The 18,285-nt window shown below is 58.8% G+C and carries 14 protein-coding genes; 4 read left to right on the top strand and 10 right to left on the bottom strand.

Annotation, left to right across the window (positions count from 1 at the left end; genetic code table 11):
• Window positions 1–112 precede the first annotated feature (112 nt).
• The 4 genes from OZX64_RS04165 to OZX64_RS04150 form a co-directional block, all read right to left on the bottom strand.
• The gene (locus OZX64_RS04165; protein WP_277174907.1) at window positions 113–1,837 is read right to left on the bottom strand and encodes an LpqB family beta-propeller domain-containing protein; all 1,725 of its coding nucleotides are present in this window, start codon (window positions 1,835–1,837) and stop codon (window positions 113–115) included.
• Window positions 1,838–1,848: 11 nt separating this feature from the next.
• A complete protein-coding gene (gene mtrB, locus OZX64_RS04160; protein WP_277174906.1) occupies window positions 1,849–3,486 on the bottom strand; it encodes an MtrAB system histidine kinase MtrB in 1,638 nt (545 codons plus the stop codon).
• An 8-nt stretch (window positions 3,487–3,494) separates the two neighbouring features.
• The gene (mtrA, locus tag OZX64_RS04155) at window positions 3,495–4,268 is read right to left on the bottom strand and encodes an MtrAB system response regulator MtrA (RefSeq protein ID WP_348519420.1); all 774 of its coding nucleotides are present in this window, start codon (window positions 4,266–4,268) and stop codon (window positions 3,495–3,497) included.
• A gap of 114 nt (window positions 4,269–4,382) precedes the next feature.
• Window positions 4,383–5,807, bottom strand: coding sequence for a replication-associated recombination protein A (locus OZX64_RS04150; protein WP_277174904.1), 1,425 nt, complete (start codon window positions 5,805–5,807; stop codon window positions 4,383–4,385).
• A gap of 249 nt (window positions 5,808–6,056) precedes the next feature.
• On the opposite strand from OZX64_RS04150, the gene OZX64_RS04145 reads away from it, so the two are divergent.
• From OZX64_RS04145 to OZX64_RS04130, 4 genes are all read left to right on the top strand, one after another.
• Entirely contained in the window at window positions 6,057–6,794 is a 738-nt protein-coding gene (locus OZX64_RS04145) for a hypothetical protein (RefSeq protein WP_277174903.1), read from the top strand.
• Between the two features lie 52 nt (window positions 6,795–6,846).
• A complete protein-coding gene (locus OZX64_RS04140; protein ID WP_277174902.1) occupies window positions 6,847–7,944 on the top strand; it encodes a peptidoglycan-binding domain-containing protein in 1,098 nt (365 codons plus the stop codon).
• Between the two features lie 86 nt (window positions 7,945–8,030).
• Window positions 8,031–8,762, top strand: a complete 732-nt coding sequence (locus OZX64_RS04135) for an ATP-binding cassette domain-containing protein (protein WP_277174973.1) — start codon at window positions 8,031–8,033, stop codon at window positions 8,760–8,762.
• A complete protein-coding gene (locus OZX64_RS04130) occupies window positions 8,759–9,880 on the top strand; it encodes a hypothetical protein (protein ID WP_277174901.1) in 1,122 nt (373 codons plus the stop codon). The genes OZX64_RS04135 and OZX64_RS04130 overlap by 4 nt, the downstream gene beginning before the upstream one ends.
• A 48-nt stretch (window positions 9,881–9,928) precedes the next feature.
• On the opposite strand, the gene OZX64_RS04125 is transcribed toward OZX64_RS04130, so the two are convergent.
• From OZX64_RS04125 to aspS, 6 genes are all read right to left on the bottom strand, one after another.
• The gene (locus tag OZX64_RS04125; RefSeq protein WP_277174900.1) at window positions 9,929–12,499 is read right to left on the bottom strand and encodes a DEAD/DEAH box helicase; all 2,571 of its coding nucleotides are present in this window, start codon (window positions 12,497–12,499) and stop codon (window positions 9,929–9,931) included.
• An 86-nt stretch (window positions 12,500–12,585) separates the two neighbouring features.
• Window positions 12,586–13,740: an amino acid ABC transporter permease gene (locus tag OZX64_RS04120; RefSeq protein ID WP_277174899.1), complete on the bottom strand. Its 1,155-nt coding sequence runs from the start codon at window positions 13,738–13,740 to the stop codon at window positions 12,586–12,588.
• 4 nt (window positions 13,741–13,744) lie between these two features.
• Window positions 13,745–14,422 carry an ABC transporter permease subunit gene (locus tag OZX64_RS04115; protein ID WP_277155956.1) on the bottom strand — a complete coding sequence of 226 codons (678 nt, stop codon included), beginning with the start codon at window positions 14,420–14,422 and terminating at the stop codon, window positions 13,745–13,747.
• Window positions 14,419–15,273: a glutamate ABC transporter substrate-binding protein gene (locus tag OZX64_RS04110; protein WP_277155957.1), complete on the bottom strand. Its 855-nt coding sequence runs from the start codon at window positions 15,271–15,273 to the stop codon at window positions 14,419–14,421. Before OZX64_RS04110 ends, OZX64_RS04115 begins: the two co-directional genes overlap by 4 nt.
• 146 nt (window positions 15,274–15,419) lie before the next feature.
• Window positions 15,420–16,166 carry an amino acid ABC transporter ATP-binding protein gene (locus OZX64_RS04105; protein ID WP_277174972.1) on the bottom strand — a complete coding sequence of 249 codons (747 nt, stop codon included), beginning with the start codon at window positions 16,164–16,166 and terminating at the stop codon, window positions 15,420–15,422.
• 270 nt (window positions 16,167–16,436) lie between these two features.
• Window positions 16,437–18,236, bottom strand: coding sequence for an aspartate--tRNA ligase (gene aspS / locus OZX64_RS04100; RefSeq protein WP_277155958.1), 1,800 nt, complete (start codon window positions 18,234–18,236; stop codon window positions 16,437–16,439).
• Between the last annotated feature and the right edge of the window lie 49 nt (window positions 18,237–18,285).

Genomic DNA, 18,285 nt, shown 5'->3' with positions numbered 1-18,285 from the left:
TTTTGTTTACTCTTTCATTATGAGCTGTTTACGTTAACAATGAGGGAGAAAAAGATAACAATTCGATAACTTTTGTGCCACAGCCCACATCGGAGCCTTTTCAGCTCCCTACTCAACGTTGGGAGATGACCGTCGATTGGGTATCGACTATAGTCCACGATTCGTCAAGGGCGCCGGAGTCCGAACGCACCACTCCGCGGGAGTCCAACGCGGCCAGACGCGAGATATCCGAAATACGACCAGAGGTCATGCACTTAACCTCGCCGGAGGGAAGACGCTGAGACTGTTCCGGCCCGGGTCCCACCTGTCTGAAACCTTGGGTGGCGCTACCCTCGTTGCCGGGTATGCCATAGACCAGCGTGATGTCATTGTAGAAGGTGAGCATGGAAACGCCGTATCTCGAAGAGACACGCGTCACGACGTTGTTGATCCGCGTCGCGGCTCCGGACTGGTTACGAATGACACCGACCATCACCACGCCACTGGAAGCTCCGGACTGCACCGCCAGAGCCAGTCGCGCGCCGTCGGGCGAGACGGCGAGGGACGTCACCGTTCCCAACCACGACAGCGGGAACACCTGCATAGCCCCCGAAGCGTCCTGCACCAGCAACCTGCTCCCGTCCTGCGACAGCCCCCAGATCTCATCCTTGATGCCACCGGTGATTTGACGCAGACGTGCCCCTTTGAACAACGGCCCGCACGAATCTCCATTCGATTTAAGACAGGTGACGCTGGAATCATTCAAGAGGATGGCCCCGCCATCAGGCCCAAAGACGAACCCCTTCGCCATCTCGGAGCCTTTCACCTCTCCCAAACGCAGTGGAGCCGAGGAGTCCAAAGACACGATATTGCCCGCGCTGAGCGAATAGACCGGCGTGGTGGCGGAGGCTTCCTGAATCGACAAACCACTGTCGGCGTCGGAATAGTTCTGGCCGGAAGAGGTTCTGACAACCATCGCATAGTCGGTATCCCCGTCGCCAAGTGTCATTCTCATTTGGCGCACGAGCAAGGCCCTGTCCGCCTCGGAGAGCTGGTCGAATGCCGAATTAAGCGTGATCCTGGCCCTGTCGTTATCCATGGGGACGGCATTGACCTTCAGCTTCGCCGAATGGGTGTTGGGGTTTCTGATTGCACCACCAAGCCATGCGACATCGCCATTCAGCAGTTCCTTGACCGCCATGGTGCGCCAATCGCGCCAAGCGAACCATCTGACATCAGGAAGCAGATAGCGAGACCACGAATCAGCCCGATACAAGGTAACCTGCCGAAACACCTGCTCAAAATCAGAATCCAGGATCACCACGACATTCGGGGCCCTGTCGATCCTCCACTGCCCCTCGACCTTCGACAAGGAATAATTCAACGACCTCGTCGCCCCGGACTCGGCGGCACTGTATTGCCCCCGTGTGTCAACCTGGCCTTTGACGCGGACATCCGCATCCACGCCATAGTCCTCGTTATCGCCGCTCTGCCCTTTCAAAGGCCTGATTCTCTTGACGAATGTGACCTCACCAAACGCTACCAGATACAGCGAATTCCCATCCCAGGCATGAGCCGCCTGGCTCGTGAGAAAATCACGCGCGACACGGAATCCATCACTTTGTACCCCTGCGGGCATCGCGTCAAAGAATCCTTTGACTATGTCCTCCGGCGATTCATCGTTCTTGGGGCCACGAGGATTGGTGAACACCCTATTGGATCGCTGCTCGATGGCTGGAAACCGCTCCACCTCGCCCTTTTCAGGAAGACCCAACGGATTCGAGCACGCGGACAACACTGCCGAAAGCACCATCGCGACTAGCACGAGCACAGTCTTTTTCGTCTTTTTGAACAGCATGTCACCACCTTCTAGATACCGGTCAACTGACTGGTCATGACCCCGAATCCACCAACCATATCGAAGCTGTCGGAATCACCGGAAAAATCAAGCGGCAGGTCCTCGGCGTCCAGTGCCGGCTGCCCGGGGTCAAGCGGCAAGAGCACCAAGAACCAAGTCCCCTCACCGACCCTCGAATGCACATGAATGTCTCCGTTATGGATCTTCGCGTCCGCCAAGGCGATGGACAATCCCAACCCGGAACCGCCGGTTGCGCGGGAACGTGAAGGATCCCCACGCCAAAAACGCTCGAAGATGTGGGTCAGCTGCTCCTTGTCCATCCCGGTGCCGTGATCCCTGATACTGATCACGACCGCCTTGCGATTCGCCGACAACCTCACCTCTATAGGCTTAGACAGGGAGAAATCGATGGAATCCACCAGGATGTTTCTCAGGATACGCACAATACGCCGGGGATCAATCTTCACCAGGCATTGTGTATGCGGCAATTCCAACTTGATCTGGGTCTTGTTGGCATCGGCGATGGGCTTGACCTGTCCGACCACCATCCGTATCGATTCGCAAATATCGGTCTCTTCAAAGTCCATGGTGAGATTTCCGGCATCGTAACGCGAAATAAGCAACAAATCATCGAGCATTTTCTGGAACCGATCGATCTGGCCTGAAAGCAGCTCGATGCTACGCCGGGTGGATTCCGGAAAGTCCTGTTTCTTGTCAACCAGCAAATCGGATGCCATACGCATAGTGGTGATCGGGGTGCGCAATTCATGGCTCACATCCGAGACGAACCGCTTCTGAACGCTTCCCGCCTGCTCAAGCTCGCCTATTTTCTGCCCCAACGATGACGCCAGCTCGTTGAACGAACGCTGCAACACCCCTATTTCGTCCTTGCGATTCACGTCGACACGGACATCAAGGTCGCCGTTGGCCATCGTCTCGGCGGCATCAGCCACCGTTTTGACAGGCCCGACGATACGACGAAGGACCAGCCATACCGACACGCCGACCAAGATGCTCAGTATCAGGCAAATCCATAGCAGGCTCATCTGTATCTGCGTCAACGAGCGTTCCTCGGAGCCGTAGGAATACAACGAGAACAATTCAAAATCGCCGGTCGAGCCGAACTGCAATCTGGTGCCCAACACCGCGCCCGGCTGAGCCTCACCTTCAACGCCATGGATTCGCACCGGCTCATAGTAGATGTTCTCGTTGTCGTCGGCGAGCACACTGCCGCGGATGCCACCGCCGACCAACGAGGCATACGCCGGCTCCGTCGACACCGGTGTGAGCTCCTCTCCCGAGATCGTATGGCTGAAAACATAGACCCCCATAAGATTGCTGGCGCCATCGCTCTGAATCGACGAGGCCGCCTCGTTGACCAGCTGTTGATACTGCACGTCAGTGGTGACATCGGCGGCGTTCAACGTGGAACGGACTCGGATGACCTGATTGGAGAAATCGTTGCGAGAATCCGCTTTCACCTGCTCGAACAACGAGGAGCGAACAGAAATCAGAGAGACCATGGAAAAGACTATCGCCACCACCATGGAGACTGACACCACGATGATGACGGCATGGGCCTTCAAGGAATGCAGGATCCTGAATCTGGTCAATGCGACGAAACGCCGGAAACCGTTCTTGGCTCTCATGGATATCGTCAATTCGAGGGGCCGTGCCCATGGTCCGCGTCAGACACGACGGAACCACTGTGATCATCAAGAGCGAAACGGTATCCTATTCCACGAACGGTCTGGATGACTTGAGGATTTTCCATATCGGATTCCACTTTGGCGCGCAAACGTTGGATATGGACATTGACAAGGCGCGTATCTCCTGAATCCTCGTAGCCCCAGACCTTTTTCAGCAATTCGTCTCGGCTGATCGCCTTTCCCGCATTGGCGGCCAAGACAAAACACAGGTCGAATTCCACCGGTGTCAACTTCAAATCGACGCCGTCCTTGGTCGCCGTATGTCCATCACGATCGATGGCTATGGAGCCGATCCGCAAATGGGACGGCGTCCGTTTGATATCGGTGGCATCCGGGGCATCCGTCAAACCACGCAGCCTCACCGCGATCCTTGCCAGCAACTCGGCCGTGTTGAACGGTTTGGTGACGTAATCGTCGGCCCCCGCTTCAAGCCCAGATACCACATCCACGGTATCCGTTTTGGCAGTCAGCATGATGATGGGTACGCCGGAAAGCGTTCTGATGTGTTTGGCCACGTCGATGCCACCCATCCCGGGCAGCATCACGTCCAGAAGAATCAGATCAGGCTTGACGGTGGGAAACATATCGACGGCCCGCGACCCATCCAGACACAGCACCGTTCGAAAACCCTTGTCTTCCAAAACGATGGAAAGCATCTCGGCAAGAGCCTCATCGTCATCAACGACCATAATCGTCGGTGTCCGCACCGAACCAACACGCATGAACCCCTGACCTCCTTGTCCGGTTTCGACCATAGCCGATCGTCTCACCGCACCGGTGAACAAGCCACTTTTATTATAGTTCCTGATAATTAGACACACAAACGACTAAATATCTTATTGCATGTCGCCCTTGCCCTTTTTCCGTTCCATGGATCCGTCCGATGAGTCGTTCGAGCGCCCGCCTCCCTGCAAGATCGCGCGTATCCGCTCCAGTCTTGGCCCGATTTCACGCTCATAACCGCGATCGTTGGGGTGATAGTATTCGCGCCCCACCAGCTCATCGGGCATGTATTGCTGCGTAGCGACGGCGCCGGGAACGTCGTGCGCGTAGATGTAGCCTTCCTTGTTGCCCCACTCCTTCATGAGCTTGGTCGGCGCATTGCGCAGCCAGCGCGGCACCTGCCCGATCATGCCTGCGTCCACATCGGCGAGCGCCTGATTGATGGCGTTGTAGCTGGCATTGGACTTGGGCGCGGTGGCCACGGCGATGACCGCTTCCGATAGGATGATCCGCGCTTCGGGCATGCCGACCATGGCGACCGCCTGCGCGGCGGCGACGGTGACCTGCAGGATCTGCGGGGCGGCCATACCGACCTCCTCGGCCGAGGCGATCATGATGCGGCGGGCGATGAAACGGGGGTCCTCCCCCGCCCGCAGCATGCGGGCCAGATAATGCAGCGCGGCATCAGGGTCGCTTCCCCTCATCGATTTGATGAACGCCGAGGCCACGTCGTAATGGTCGTCACCGTCCTTGTCGTAGCGCACGGTGGCCGAATCCATGACCTTCGAGACGACGTCGGGGGTGATGGTCGGTTTGCGAGCGCCCTTCTTGCGTTCCTTGTCGCCGGTGACCGCACCTGCCGCAGCCTCGAGGATTGTCAGCGTCTTGCGCCCGTCTCCCCCGGCCATGCGGATAATCTCATCGATTGCCTCGTCGCTAGCTTTGACTTCGCCTTTAAGCCCGTGTTCGCTTCCCAGCGCGCGAGTGATCAGCGTTTTCAGGTCACCGGGTTCCAATGATTCGAGCTTCACGACCACCGACCGGCTGAGCAGCGGCTTGTTGATCGAGAAACTCGGGTTCTCCGTGGTCGCCCCGATGAAGGTGACGTCCCTGTTCTCGACGCTGGGAAGCAACGCATCCTGCTGGGACTTGGAAAAGCGGTGCACCTCGTCAATGAACAGCACCGTCTCGCGTCCTTGCGTCACCAATCGTTCGTGGGCACGTTCCAGCACGGCACGCACATCCTTGACGCCGGAGGTGACGGCGGAAAGCTCCTCGAAATCTCGTCCGGATTGTTGGGCGACGATATAGGCCAGCGTGGTCTTGCCGACTCCCGGAGGCCCGAACAGGATAATCGAGCTCGGAGCGGTCAATGATCCTTTCGATGCGGGGCTGGCAAGCCGGCGCAACGGCGAGCCCTGGCCCAGAACCTGCTGCTGGCCCACCACGTCGTTAAGCGTCGTCGGCCGCATCCGCACGGCAAGCGGACGGGTCACGTCTTCAGGCGCATCGGCGGCGCTGAACAAATCCTCGGTCATGGTTCCATCCTACACCCCATATTCGAACGTTTGTTCGGTACCGGTTTTCAGCATGTCACAGAACGAACTTTGAGGTGACGGTCTTCATTTGCCCGCTATACAATAGCCAATTATTTATTAATAGTCGATAACAGATGCGAGGCACACCCAAATGCTTTGCCGATTCGCTATCAGGCCGTCGGAAAAGGCGGAGCTGCCGACGCAGCGGGAAAACTCGCACCAACGGCGCACGAGATCGAAGGGGTCGATATGCCATCAACCAGCACATCAATCAGAAGACTTGGCTGCATACTCTGCACAATCCTCCTTCTTATCGGCATTTCCGGATGCGCATCGACCGGCAAGCCAAAAGCCTCGTCGAAAGCATCACCGACGTACGAACCGTCCTCCTACAGCCCGCAAGACTCCGCAAAACTCGGCTCTTCGCTTCTGAACATCATTGATCAAACACTCAAGGAAGAGAATCCTTCCGATTCGCAACGGATGATACTGGAACGCGCGAAGCAGCATAACGGCAAAGTCTCCGTTTCCGACTACGAATCCGCATGGTCCGATTACAAGTCCTGCATGCTCGACCGCGGCTACAAGGAAATCAAGCTGATACGCTTCCCCCACGGCGGCTATATGGAAGCCCCTTACGAACAAGGCACAGCCGCTCAGGATTCTCAGTACAACGACGACCGCCAGGAATGCGAAAAGAGTACCGTCACCTCCGTCAACGAGGTGTACATGCTGCAAACCGCAAACCCCAACCTGTATTCCAATCAGGCCGAAGCTGTCGTCGACTGTTTGCACCGCGAAGGATTGGTACCCAAAACCTACACCGCAAAGGACTTCAACGAAGAAGAAGTCAAGGCGCAAAATTCAGAGGACGGGAAAGGATGGTCCTTCGACGCAACAGGAAATCCCAAAGCTCAGGAATGCACAGCCTCCAACGGTTATATCATTTCTGACGCCAGGACCGAACCCGTTGAACATCTGTGGTGATCAGACTGGCCATTGAGGTACGTTCGCCCTTGATTTATGGAAAGAAAAGCCAATGAAAGAATCCTTCGCCACCCGCATACACCGCCTCAAGCCCAGGCGTGTGAGCTTCACCTGGCTGTTGCTCACCGTCATCCTAGCAATAGCACTGAGCGTCGGCGCGTGCGCACTCCTGCTGCCGGACCGGCCACCGGCCTTGCTGGGAAATGCCGAGGAACGGCAAAGCGCACCGGTCAACACGCAACGCTACACAGGCACCCAAAAGGTGAAAATGATACCGACGCTTGCGGCCAAAACCGACCTGATCGGCAACGCGGGCGGAACGGTCACCGGCAATTGGGCGGCCTCCGGGCTGACCAGCGGCAAGGCCGCCTATAAGGCCGACAACCGTTCGGTGACCGCTCTGGCCACCGCCACTCCCCTCTACCGCGATCTGAAGCAAGGCGACGCCGGCGAAGACGTGCTGGCCCTGAACAACGAACTCAACCGCTTGGGCTATGGGGCGGTGCCCGGTTCGAACAATTTCTCATCGGCAACCTCTGCGGCGGTCCGCACTCTGATGAAAGCCTGCGGAAACACTTCGGACGGGACGCTGGCCATGGCCGATATCCTTTGGATCCCCAACCCTTCGGTCCGAACCACAGCCTGGAGCGCGACACTCGGTGCAATCCTTCAGCCCGGAACGCCGGTGGGGCAGGTGCCGGGCGGACTCACCAAACTGACGCTGAAGAACGGACAGCCTGCCGACAAGGACAGAACCCTCACCGTCTTTGGCCAGAAAGGCGTGCTTCCGGCAGGAAAGACCGAAATCACGGACGCCGGATTCTGCGGCAAGGTGGCCGCCACCGACGACTACCGCGATTACGACGAAGCCTCCTTGGCCAACGGCATCGACGCCTCATTGGCGCTGGCCACGCCCATCAATGTGCTGCGCGTGCCCGCGGCGGCCGTGTTCGGAACCCAAGGCTCGAAAGGCTGCATCGCCGTGCCCAAAGACAAGGCGAATCCCGATTCCGGTGCGTTCGATGTTGTCAAAGTGAACATCGAAGGTGCACAGCTCGGGGCAAGTCTGGTCCAAACCAAGGGAACGGATGCCGGATCGATCAGAAATGTCGCCATCGGCAGTCGCATCGCCGGCGAAAGCTGCCGATGATGGAGACGAAAGCCAACGCAAGACACGACGAAACGGACGGAACAGGCGTGTCGCCATCGCAGCCTGCCGTATCCGCGAGCGCCATCATGTCGGTGAGCGTCAGCGATCTGGCGCATCGTTTCGAGGGCACGGACATGCTCTTCGAACACCTCGATTTCACCGTGTCTCCCGGCCAGACGGTGGCGGTATGTGGCCCAAGCGGATGCGGAAAGTCGACGTTGCTTTCGATACTGGCCGGCTGGGAGAAGCCATACTGCGGCACGGTGACGCGCACGGGCATCGACCGGGTGGGATGGGTGTTTCAGAACCCTTACGGCGTCGCCAACCGCAGCGCGCTGGACCATGTCGCCTTCCCATTGCTTACCAAAGGGATGAGCCGGCAAGAGGCCGAGCCGAAAGCACTAGAAGCGATGGAACTGTTCGATCTCGGGTACGCGGCCGACCGCCGTTTCTCCGAGCTCTCCGGAGGCGAGGCACAACGGCTGATGCTCGCCCGCGCCGTCTGCTCCAGGCCGGACATGCTGCTGGTGGACGAGCCGACGGCCCAGCTCGACACCCGTACCGCGCACTCGGTGAGCCGGGTTCTGGGCAATCTTGCCGGGCAGGGCATGATCGTCTTCGTCGCCACGCACGACCCCGACACCCGCGATGCCTGCGGCAGGGTCATCGATCTGGCCGACTACGCGCCGAAAGGCGATGAGGAACCTGAGGCTTCACCGGTTACAGGCAATATCGAGGAAATCGTCAATGATGCCGCCGGTTTCGGCTCCGATACGGTGACGCTTGTGGCAGGACCGGAACGTGAGGCACAATCATGAGACTGCGTTCGATACTCTCCGAGGCCTTGCGCAATATCGGTTCCGGCACCACCCACGCATTGGCCATGGCCATCATCGTCCTATTGATCGGCACACTGATGGGCGGCTATGAGGCCATGTCGGTGGTCGGTCTGGAAAACGAGGCCGTAGGCCGTATCAACGCCTTCGCCGATACGAAGACATTGATCGGGTCCGGCGACGATATCGACGGTTCGGCATGCGACCGGTTGGCTTCGACAAGTACCACGAATCCTGTCCGTTCCGGTGCCGTGAGGGAAGGCGGACAAATCACTCCGAATTCCACCCCCGGCAAGGACATCGCGAGCTATGAGGTCACGCCCGGCATGCTGCGACTCATCACCGCCAATGGTTCTGATACCGGCAGTGCTGCCGGCAAAACCAATACCACCAGGGCGGACGCCTCCGGGATCTGGGTCTCCAAGGATGTGGCGCACGATTTCGGTCTCGCGCAAGGCTCGAAACTGGAGACCACAACCGGCACGGCCACCATCGCCGGCGTCTTCTCCTGGCCCAACGACGGCCGCGACACCCGCTTCGCCTATGCGCTGCTGATCCCCGCATCGGCTTCAGGCAACGCATTCGACGAGTGCTGGGTCAAGCAATGGCCGACGAGCGGCAAAAGCGACAGTCTGCTCTATTCGACTGTCATCGCGCAGGATGAGGATGGCAAGCCGGCAGGGATAACAGCGCTCAACAAGGGATTCGATTCCCATTACGACGGACAGGCCTCGTACGCCAGCCGTATGACAAGGATGATGCCTTGGCTTGCTCTGGTCTTGGGATTGCTGCTCGGCATATTGTCTGTACGGCAACGCCGGCTCGAATATGCAGGAGCACTTCACAGCGGCGAAAGCAAAGACGCACAGTTGCTGACAGTCGCCACGGAGACGCTCGTCTGGTCGCTGGTGGGAACCATCGGCGCTGCAAGTCTTCTGGTCGCCTACTGCGTGCGCTTGGCACCATCTGACCAGCTGGCGGTCTGTCTCACGTCAATTCGTTCTCCCCTGGCCTTATGTGCCGGCGCATTGCTTGGGGCGATGCTCGCCACGCTGACCATCAAGGAATCCCAGCTCTTCCGATACTTCAAAAACCGATGACCCAGCGGCAACGGCGGTACCGTGACGGAAGACCGGCCAAATCCATCCTCACATCACCAGTTCGTTGCCCACGCGGTAATCGACGAAGACCACCTCGCCGCTTTCCTGGGTGGCGTCAAGGTCGACAGTGCCGGTAATGGCCCAATCGTGGTCGCCGTCGGAATCATCGATGATCTGACGAACCTTCCAAGTATGCTCTTTGGCCTCGTTACGATCGTCCAGGATGAACAGATCGCCGCTGCGGGCCTTCTGGTCGATGCCGACATATTCATGCTCGTCGTAATAGCGTCCGAGGGCATCGTCCCATTCGTGCACACCGTAGCCCCAGTCCTTGTCGAGCGCGCCGAGCTCCTCCGGCCGGTCCTGGTCCATCAGCTGGATGCGGCGGAACATGGCGTTGCGGATGAGCACGATGAGCCCTCGCCTGTCCTCCACCACTGCGGCCTTGCCACCAGGAGCCACGGCGCTAAGCGCGGCGGCCTCGGCGTCGGCGGCCGAATCGCTGCCTGCGTTCTCCCATTCGTCGACAAGGCTGGAATCGACGGAGCGTACGACCACACGTAGCCACGAGATGATGTCCTCCAGCTCGTCGTTGCGTTTCTCTTTCGGGACGGTACGCGCGAGCGAACGATAGGCGTCGGAAAGGTAGCGCAGCAGCGTGCCCTCGCTTCGCGCGATGTTGTAGCGGGCGATGTAGCCGGTGAAATCGCTGGCCGTCTCCACCATGTCGCGCACCACGGTTTTGGGGCTCAGCTCGTAGTCGTTGGCCCACGGCACATCATGGCGGTATTCGTCGAAGGCGGCGTCAAGCATTTCCTCGAGCGGCTTTGGCCAGGTGACCTCCTGCAGCTTGTCGATGCGCTCGTCGTAGTCGAGCCCGTCGGCCTTCATCTCGGCCATCGCCTTGTCACGCGCCTGCCGTTGCTGGGCTTTCAAGACCTGTTTGGGATCCTCGAGCGTCGCCTCGACCATCGAGACGACGTCCAGCGCGTAGGTGTCGGATTCGGGGTCGAGCAGTTCCAGCGCTGCCAGAAGGAAGGGTGAAAGCGGCTGGTCGAGCGCGAAATTGTCGGGCACATCAACGGCCAGAAAGTAATCCTTACCACCACGGCCGTTGTCTTCGGCCTCGATGAAGGAGGAGTCGAACATGGTCTGGAAGATCTCGTCGGCACGCTGGTGCAGATGTTCCTTCTGTTCGGGGGTCTGTGAGGAATCGTCGATGAGCCTGTCGATACGCTCGCGTGCGTCGCCGCCCTGCGCCACCTCGTTCAAGACCATGGAGTGGCTGATTTTCATGTGTGGCACCAGCGTTTCGGGCGCGGCCTCGATGAGACGATCGAATGTGCCCTCGTTCCAGGTCACGAAACCTTCCTGCGGCTTCTTGCGCTTGATCTTCTTGAGTTTCTTCGGGTCGCCGTTAGCCTTGGCGATGGCCCGCGCGTTCTCGATCTCGAACTCCGGAGCCTCCGCCACCACCAGCCCTTCGGTGTCGAATCCCATGCGTCCGGCACGCCCGGCGATCTGGTGGAATTCGCGGGCACGCAGTTTGCGCATCTTGAACCCGTCGAATTTGGTCAGCTGCGTCAGCACGACCGAGTGAATCGGCACGTTGATGCCGACACCCAGCGTATCGGTGCCGCAGATGACCGGCAACAGCCCTTGCTGGGCGAGCTGTTCGACCAGACGTCGATAGCGCGGCAGCATACCGGCGTGATGAATGCCGACTCCGGTGCGAAGGAGCCGCTGCAGAATCTTGCCGAATGCCGTGGTGAAGCGCGTGCCTTTGATGGCCTCGCTGATCTCCTTGCGTTGTTCCTTGCTGGAGACTCCCGTGCTGGCTAGCGCCTGAGCGGTTTCCAATGCAGCGTCCTGCGAAAAATGGACCACATAAATGGGGGTATCGCCACGATTGAACAGCAGTTCGACCGTGCCGGCAAGCTGTTTGTCGGTGTATTCATAGCTCAGCGGCACCGGGCGGGGCGCGTCATCGATGACGTCCACGTCGCTGCGTGTCATATCCTCAAGCTTGTCGGCGATAGCGTTGACGTTGCCAAGCGTCGCGCTCATCAGCAGGAACTGCGTCTTGGGAAGCGTCAACAACGGCACCTGCCAGGCCCATCCACGCTCGGCGTCGCCGTAATAGTGAAACTCGTCCATCGCCACGCAACCGATGTCGGCATTCACGCCCTCCCGCAACGCCTGATTGGCCAGAATCTCGGCGGTGCAGCAGATGATCGGCGCCTCGGAATTGATGCTGGTGTCGCCGGTAATCATGCCGACGTTGTCGCGGCCGAACGCCTCGACCAGATCGAAGAACTTCTCGCTGACAAGCGCCTTGATCGGTGCCGTGTAATAGGAGCGTCTTCCGGTGCACAACGCCGCGAAATGCATGCCAAGGGCCACCAGCGACTTGCCGGAACCTGTCGGTGTGCTCAGGATGACATGGTCTCCCGCAAGGAGGTCCATGACGGCTTCTTCCTGATGCGGCCACGGGTCGATGCCCTTGCTCTCACGCACCCAGGAGAAGAACCTATCATAAATCTCATCGGCATCGATATTGCGCTGCTCGTCCCCGCTGCCATCCCAACTCGGTGCCAGCTCCCCTAAACTCTGTGTCATAGCCCCAAGTCTATCGTCGGCTCGCTACGGAAAATGGCGGCCACCGGAAAACCGATGGCCGCCATTGCGGATAGCTTATCGACGAACTAGTCATCTTTACGCGTATTGTGCCCGTCCTTGTGCGGATGGGACTTACGATGAGGAATCGGAATCTCAGGAAGCGGAATTTCCGGGAACTCGAGATGTTCGGGATCTTTTTCGCTTTCCGGGTGCGTGGCATCGTAGCCCTGCATATAGCGGGTCTTGCGCCACTCATGGACCGAGGCGTTGGTGCCGCGGTGATGGACATGGTACTGACGGGGCACACCGCCGTAATGTTCCTTGTCGACTTCCTTGGCCACCGCGATCTGGTTGACGTTCGAGGCGTCCATGATGGCGATCGGGGCGACCGGCTCAGGCTCGGTCGGCGCGGCGGTGCGTTCCTGCATCCGGGTCGGAAGCCATTCAGCGAGCTTGGAAAGCAGCGCGCAGACGATGAAGTAGACCACGCCGGCGACCACCAACGTCTGCAGGATGTTGAAGTACATCGAGCCCAGACGGCGGGATTCCTGCAAGAGGTCCGTATACATGATGATCGAGCCGAGCGCGGTATCCTTCAACACCACCACCAGCTGGGTCACCGCTGCCGGCAGCATGGCGTAGATGGCCTGCGGCACCTCGATCTGCATCAGTGACTGCGTGGTGGTGAGCCCCAGGGCCAGCGAGGCCTCGCGCTGCCCGCCGGGCAGGTTGCCCACGCCGCTTCGCACCAGTTCGGCGACCACGGAGCCGTTGTAGAGAATCAGGCCGAGCACGACGGCCCAGTAGGAAGCGCTTTGGATGCCCATGAAGGAGAAAAGCCTCCAGAAGAAAATCATGAACATCAGCACCGGCACCGCGCGACAGAACTCGACGATGACGCCGGAAACGGCCCTCACGATCTTGCTTGGCAGCAAACGGCCGATACCGAAAATCAGGCCGAAGACGACCGAACCGATAACGGCGAGCACGGCTGCCTTGATGGTCATCCAAAGCCCGGGCAAGTAGAAGTCCGTCCAGGCCTCGCCGTCAAGCGCCGGCTTCCAAAGCTCCCAGTCCAGCTGGTTCTCACCGTCCGGCGGGTTGTGCAGGCGCATGAGGATGAGTACCACGAGGATGGCGACGATGATGCCACCGATCCAGTTGGCGATGCGGATACGACGTTTGCCTTTCGGCCCCGGCTCGTCGAAGAGGACGGCCGATTCGTTGTTGTTCTTGCTCATGCGTTCACCTCCGTACCGCGAGCTTGTTCGAAAGCACTGTGGTCAGCGCCCCGATGGGAATGATCAGGATGACGTAGCCGAACGCGAAGATCAGGAAGATGGCGACGATGGAGTTGGCATGGAACTCGATCATCTCGCTCATCAGGCTTGACGTTTCGGTGGCCACTGACGCGGCCGCGGCGACCGTCGAGTTCTTCAGCAACGCGATCAACGTGTTGCCAAGTGGCGCTACGGAACCGCGGAAGGCCTGCGGCAGAATGATCTGTGTGGCGGACTGCATGAAGTTCAGCCCCAGCGCACGTGCCGCCTCGGCCTGTCCCAGCGGGACGGTGTTGATGCCGGAACGCAGAGATTCGCAGACGAAGGCCGCCGTGTAGAGCGACAGCCCGGTGACCGCAAGCCAGAAGAAGTTGACGGCGAAGGTATCGGAGAACGTCAGCTTGAGCTGGGCGAAGGCGCCAAGCACCATGAACACCATGATGATGGTCAACGGCATGTTCTTGAAGAACTCGACGTAGGCGCTCGCCACGGTTCGCAAAGAAGAGATCGGCGAGATGCGCATCATCAGCAGGACGATGCCGAGAACCAGCGAGAACAGCGCGGACCAGAGCGTCAGTTCGATGTTGACAAGAAACGCGCCCGGCACATTGTATTGGCTGAACAATTCAATGAATTCGTTCATTTCTCGACTCCCGTCTGCCCTAGATCCGGCTTTGGCGGATTGTATTTCATATTCGGCTTGTATTTGACCCCGCGAGTGTTGTCGTTGATGGCGCGTTTCCAAGAACCGTCTTTTTCCATCTGGGCGATGGCTTTGTCGATTTTCCTGGCGAATTTTACATTGCCCTTCTTCACGCCGACACCGTAGTATTCCTGCGTGAACGGCTTGCCGATCAGGCGCAGTTTGCCGTGGGCGTTGGAGGCGAGGCCTGCCAGAATGATGTCATCGGTGGTCACCGCGTCGACGATGCCGCTGAACAGCGCCGTCGCGCATTCCGCATAACCGGGCTGCTCCATCAGCTGTACTTTCGACGAGAACTTCTGCTTGACCACTTCGGCCGAGGTGGAACCGGTCACCGAGCAGAGGCGCTTGCCGTTGAGACTGTCGGGCCCGGTGATCTCATGGTCGTCCTTACGCACCATCAGGTCCTGGCCGGCCACGAAATACGGACCGGCGAACGTAACGGCCTTCTTGCGCTCGTCGGTGATGGAATAGCTGGCGATGATCATATCGACGTCGCCGTTCTGCAGCATGGCTTCACGCTGCTTGCTCGGCGCTTCCTTCCAGACGATTTCGTCCTCGTTATAGCCGAGGTCGCGTGCGATGTAGCGTGCGACATCCACATCGAAGCCGACGTAGGTGCCGGATTTCTTGAAGCCGACGCCGGGCTGATCGAACTTGATGCCGATGCGGATCTTGCCCGCCTCGTTGTCCGAGCCGCACGCGGCTACGGTAACCACGCAAGCCAACGCGCAGAAGGCCGCGAGGACCCTGCGCCAGATGCGCGAACAATGGTTGAATGATGGTTTCATAGATTGTTGCTTTCCCGAATACTTCCCCATTCGCTTTCTAGCGGATTAATGATGTTGCTGTTGTATTGCCCTCGATTGGTGCGCCGCGAGTATCCATCGGTCTCGTCTCCATATAACCGGTATACCGCCAGATGCACGTGTAGGAATCAGTGTGTAAGGATCTTCGAGAGGAAGTCCTTGGCACGATCTGTCTTCGGATGGTCGAAGAACTCGTCAGGCGTTCCCTTTTCGAGGATCTTGCCGTCGGCCATGAAGACGATATGGTCGGCCGCCTTGCGCGCGAAGCCCATCTCATGGGTCACGCAGATCATGGTCATGCCTTCGCTTGCCAGCTTGATCATCACGTCAAGCACCTCATTGACCATTTCCGGGTCGAGGGCGCTGGTAGGCTCGTCGAACAGCATGATCTTGGGTCGCATGGCAAGCGCACGGGCGATGGCCACACGCTGTTGCTGTCCGCCGGAAAGCTGGGATGGCATCTTGTTGGCCTGGCTCTCGACACCCACGCGCGCCAGGAGATCCATGCCGAGGTCATCGGCTTCTTTCTTGTCCATATGACGCACTTTGACCGGTGCGAGCGTCACGTTCTGCAGAATCGTCTTGTTGGCGAAAAGGTTGAACTGCTGAAAGACCATGCCGACCTCGGCACGAAGATTGGCCAAGTCCTTGCCTTCCTGCGGCAATGGCTGGCCGTCGATGCGGATGGTGCCGGAATCGATGGTCTCGAGCCTGTTGATGGTGCGGCACATCGTGGATTTGCCGGAGCCGGAAGGTCCGACCACGACGAGTACCTCGCCCTTGTCGACCTTGAGATTGATGTCCTTCAAGACATGGAGTTTACCGAAATGCTTCTCTACATGGGAGAGTTCAACCAGCGGATGGTTCTCGTCCATCAATGGTTTTGACGCGTCATTTTCGCGCGTTTTAGTAGTAGTTTCTTTTGTTTCAGACATGAAAGCAGTATACCTGCACAGTGTTACCACATAGTTACCAGCGAAATTATTGAGACATATCAGTAATTATTGTTATGTGCTCAAAATTCGTTATTATCGTGCTACATCTCGTTGAATTCAGTGGCTTCTGAAAACAAATGTGTCCAACTCAACAATGAGCTGGACACATGCATACGATGATTCATTTGTAATAAATATTACAAAATCAAATCAGTCTTCATCCTCTTCCGGATCGTAATCGACACCGGTCTCGGCACGTTGGGCGTCCGAAATCGGAGCAGGTGCACCGGTCAACGGATCTCGGCCGCCGCCGGCCTTCGGGAAGGCGATGACGTCGCGGATGGTGTCGCAGCCGGCGAGAATCGAGACCGTACGATCCCAGCCGAGAGCGATGCCTGCGTGAGGCGGTGCGCCGTACTTGAACGCTTCGAGCAGGAAGCCGAACTTCTCCTGGGCTTCTTCCTCGTCGATGCCCAGCACGTCGAGTACGCGTTCCTGGATGTCGTTGCGGTGGATACGCACCGAGCCGCCGCCCATTTCCTCGCCGTTGCAGACAATGTCGTAGGAGTCGCTCATGGCGTGTTCCGGATCCTTATCGAACTTGTCGATCCAGTCGGCGCTCGGCATGGTGAACGGGTGGTGCATGCTGGTCCACTTGGAGTTGCCCACCGCCACATCGTCGTCATCAGGATCGTCGGCGCGCTTGAACAGCGGGAAGTCGACCACCCAGGTGAAGGCGAACTTCTTCGGGTCAAGCAAGCCGGCACGGCGCGCGATCTCGACGCGGGCGGCGCCGAGCAGCAGCTGCGAGGACTCACGCGGACCTGCGGCGAAGAACACCGCGTCGCCGTCCTTGGCGCCTACGGCCTCCTTCAGGCCATTGCGTTCCTCGTCGGAAAGGTTCTTGGCCACGGGGCCCTTGAGGGTGCCGTCGCCGGTGAACTGCACGTAGGCGAGGCCCTTGGCCCCGCGTTGGCGCGCCCATTCCTGCCATGCGTCGAACTGACGACGTGGGGTATCCGCACCATCCGGGAAGACCACGGCGCCGACGTAGGGTGCCTGGAAGACGCGGAACGGGGTGTTCTTGAAGTAATCGGTCAGCTCCACAATCGGGTTGCCGAAGCGCAGGTCAGGCTTGTCGGAACCGTACTTGTCCATGGCATCCTGCCAGGTGATGCGGTCGATCGGCAGCTTGATGTCGTAGCCCTGGGTCTTCCAGATGGCGGCGATGACCTTCTCGGCCATGGCCATCACGTCCTCCTGGTCGACGTAGCTCATCTCCATGTCGAGCTGCGTGAACTCAGGCTGGCGGTCGGCGCGGAAATCCTCGTCACGGTAGCAGCGGGCCAGCTGGAAGTAACGCTCGACGCCGCCCACCATCAACAGCTGCTTTAAGAGCTGCGGGGACTGTGGCAGCGCGTACCAGGAACCGGGCACCAGGCGTGCCGGCACCACGAAGTCGCGTGCGCCTTCAGGCGTGGACTTGATGAATGTCGGGGTTTCCACTTCAGTGAAGTCCATATCCTCCAGCGCATGGCGTGCGGCACGGGTCATATCGCTGCGCAGCTTGAGGTTGCGCTGCATGGACGGGCGACGCAAATCGAGGTAGCGATACTTCAGACGGATGTCCTCGCCGGGAAGCTTGTTCTCGGCCTCGTTCTCGAGGGCAGTGGAAACCTGGAACGGCAGCGCATCGGACTTGGCCAGCACCTTGAGGCTTTCGACGACAACCTCGACCTTGCCGGTGGAGAGATGCTCGTTCTCATTGCCGTCCGGACGTTCACGCACCTCGCCGACAACCTGAATGACGAATTCACTGCGCAGCGGGCGGGCGATTTCCTCGTCATAGATGACAATCTGCACCAGGCCGGTACTGTCACGCAAATCGATGAAGGCGACGCCGCCGTGATCACGTCTGCGGTCGACCCAACCCGCAAGGGTTACTTTTTGACCGATCAATTCCTCGGTCACTTCAGTGGCATGGTGTGTTCTATAAGCCGTCTGGCTCATGCTCCCTCTATTCCTTATCTACTAACCGCTCGAAAACCGCGAAGATCCG

Origin of the sequence: Bifidobacterium sp. ESL0704 (genome assembly GCF_029392075.1) — a bacterium.
GTDB lineage: Bacteria > Actinomycetota > Actinomycetes > Actinomycetales > Bifidobacteriaceae > Bifidobacterium.
The sequence above is the reverse complement of the archived record's forward strand: the minus strand, read 5'-3'. Positions and strand labels throughout refer to the sequence as shown.

Bases quoted from the DNA above. Each gene is read 5' to 3' on its own strand.
- OZX64_RS04165 (WP_277174907.1), bottom strand. From the start codon at position 1,837: ATGCTGTTCAAAAAGACGAAAAAGACTGTGCTCGTGCTAGTCGCGATG.
- mtrB (WP_277174906.1), bottom strand. From the start codon at position 3,486: ATGAGAGCCAAGAACGGTTTCCGGCGTTTCGTCGCATTGACCAGATTC.
- mtrA (WP_348519420.1), bottom strand. From the start codon at position 4,268: ATGCGTGTTGGTTCGGTGCGGACACCGACGATTATGGTCGTTGATGAC.
- OZX64_RS04150 (WP_277174904.1), bottom strand. From the start codon at position 5,807: ATGACCGAGGATTTGTTCAGCGCCGCCGATGCGCCTGAAGACGTGACC.
- OZX64_RS04145 (WP_277174903.1), top strand. From the start codon at position 6,057: ATGCCATCAACCAGCACATCAATCAGAAGACTTGGCTGCATACTCTGC.
- OZX64_RS04140 (WP_277174902.1), top strand. From the start codon at position 6,847: ATGAAAGAATCCTTCGCCACCCGCATACACCGCCTCAAGCCCAGGCGT.
- OZX64_RS04135 (WP_277174973.1), top strand. From the start codon at position 8,031: ATGTCGGTGAGCGTCAGCGATCTGGCGCATCGTTTCGAGGGCACGGAC.
- OZX64_RS04130 (WP_277174901.1), top strand. From the start codon at position 8,759: ATGAGACTGCGTTCGATACTCTCCGAGGCCTTGCGCAATATCGGTTCC.
- OZX64_RS04125 (WP_277174900.1), bottom strand. From the start codon at position 12,499: ATGACACAGAGTTTAGGGGAGCTGGCACCGAGTTGGGATGGCAGCGGG.
- OZX64_RS04120 (WP_277174899.1), bottom strand. From the start codon at position 13,740: ATGAGCAAGAACAACAACGAATCGGCCGTCCTCTTCGACGAGCCGGGG.
- OZX64_RS04115 (WP_277155956.1), bottom strand. From the start codon at position 14,422: ATGAACGAATTCATTGAATTGTTCAGCCAATACAATGTGCCGGGCGCG.
- OZX64_RS04110 (WP_277155957.1), bottom strand. From the start codon at position 15,273: ATGAAACCATCATTCAACCATTGTTCGCGCATCTGGCGCAGGGTCCTC.
- OZX64_RS04105 (WP_277174972.1), bottom strand. From the start codon at position 16,166: ATGGACGAGAACCATCCGCTGGTTGAACTCTCCCATGTAGAGAAGCAT.
- aspS (WP_277155958.1), bottom strand. From the start codon at position 18,236: ATGAGCCAGACGGCTTATAGAACACACCATGCCACTGAAGTGACCGAG.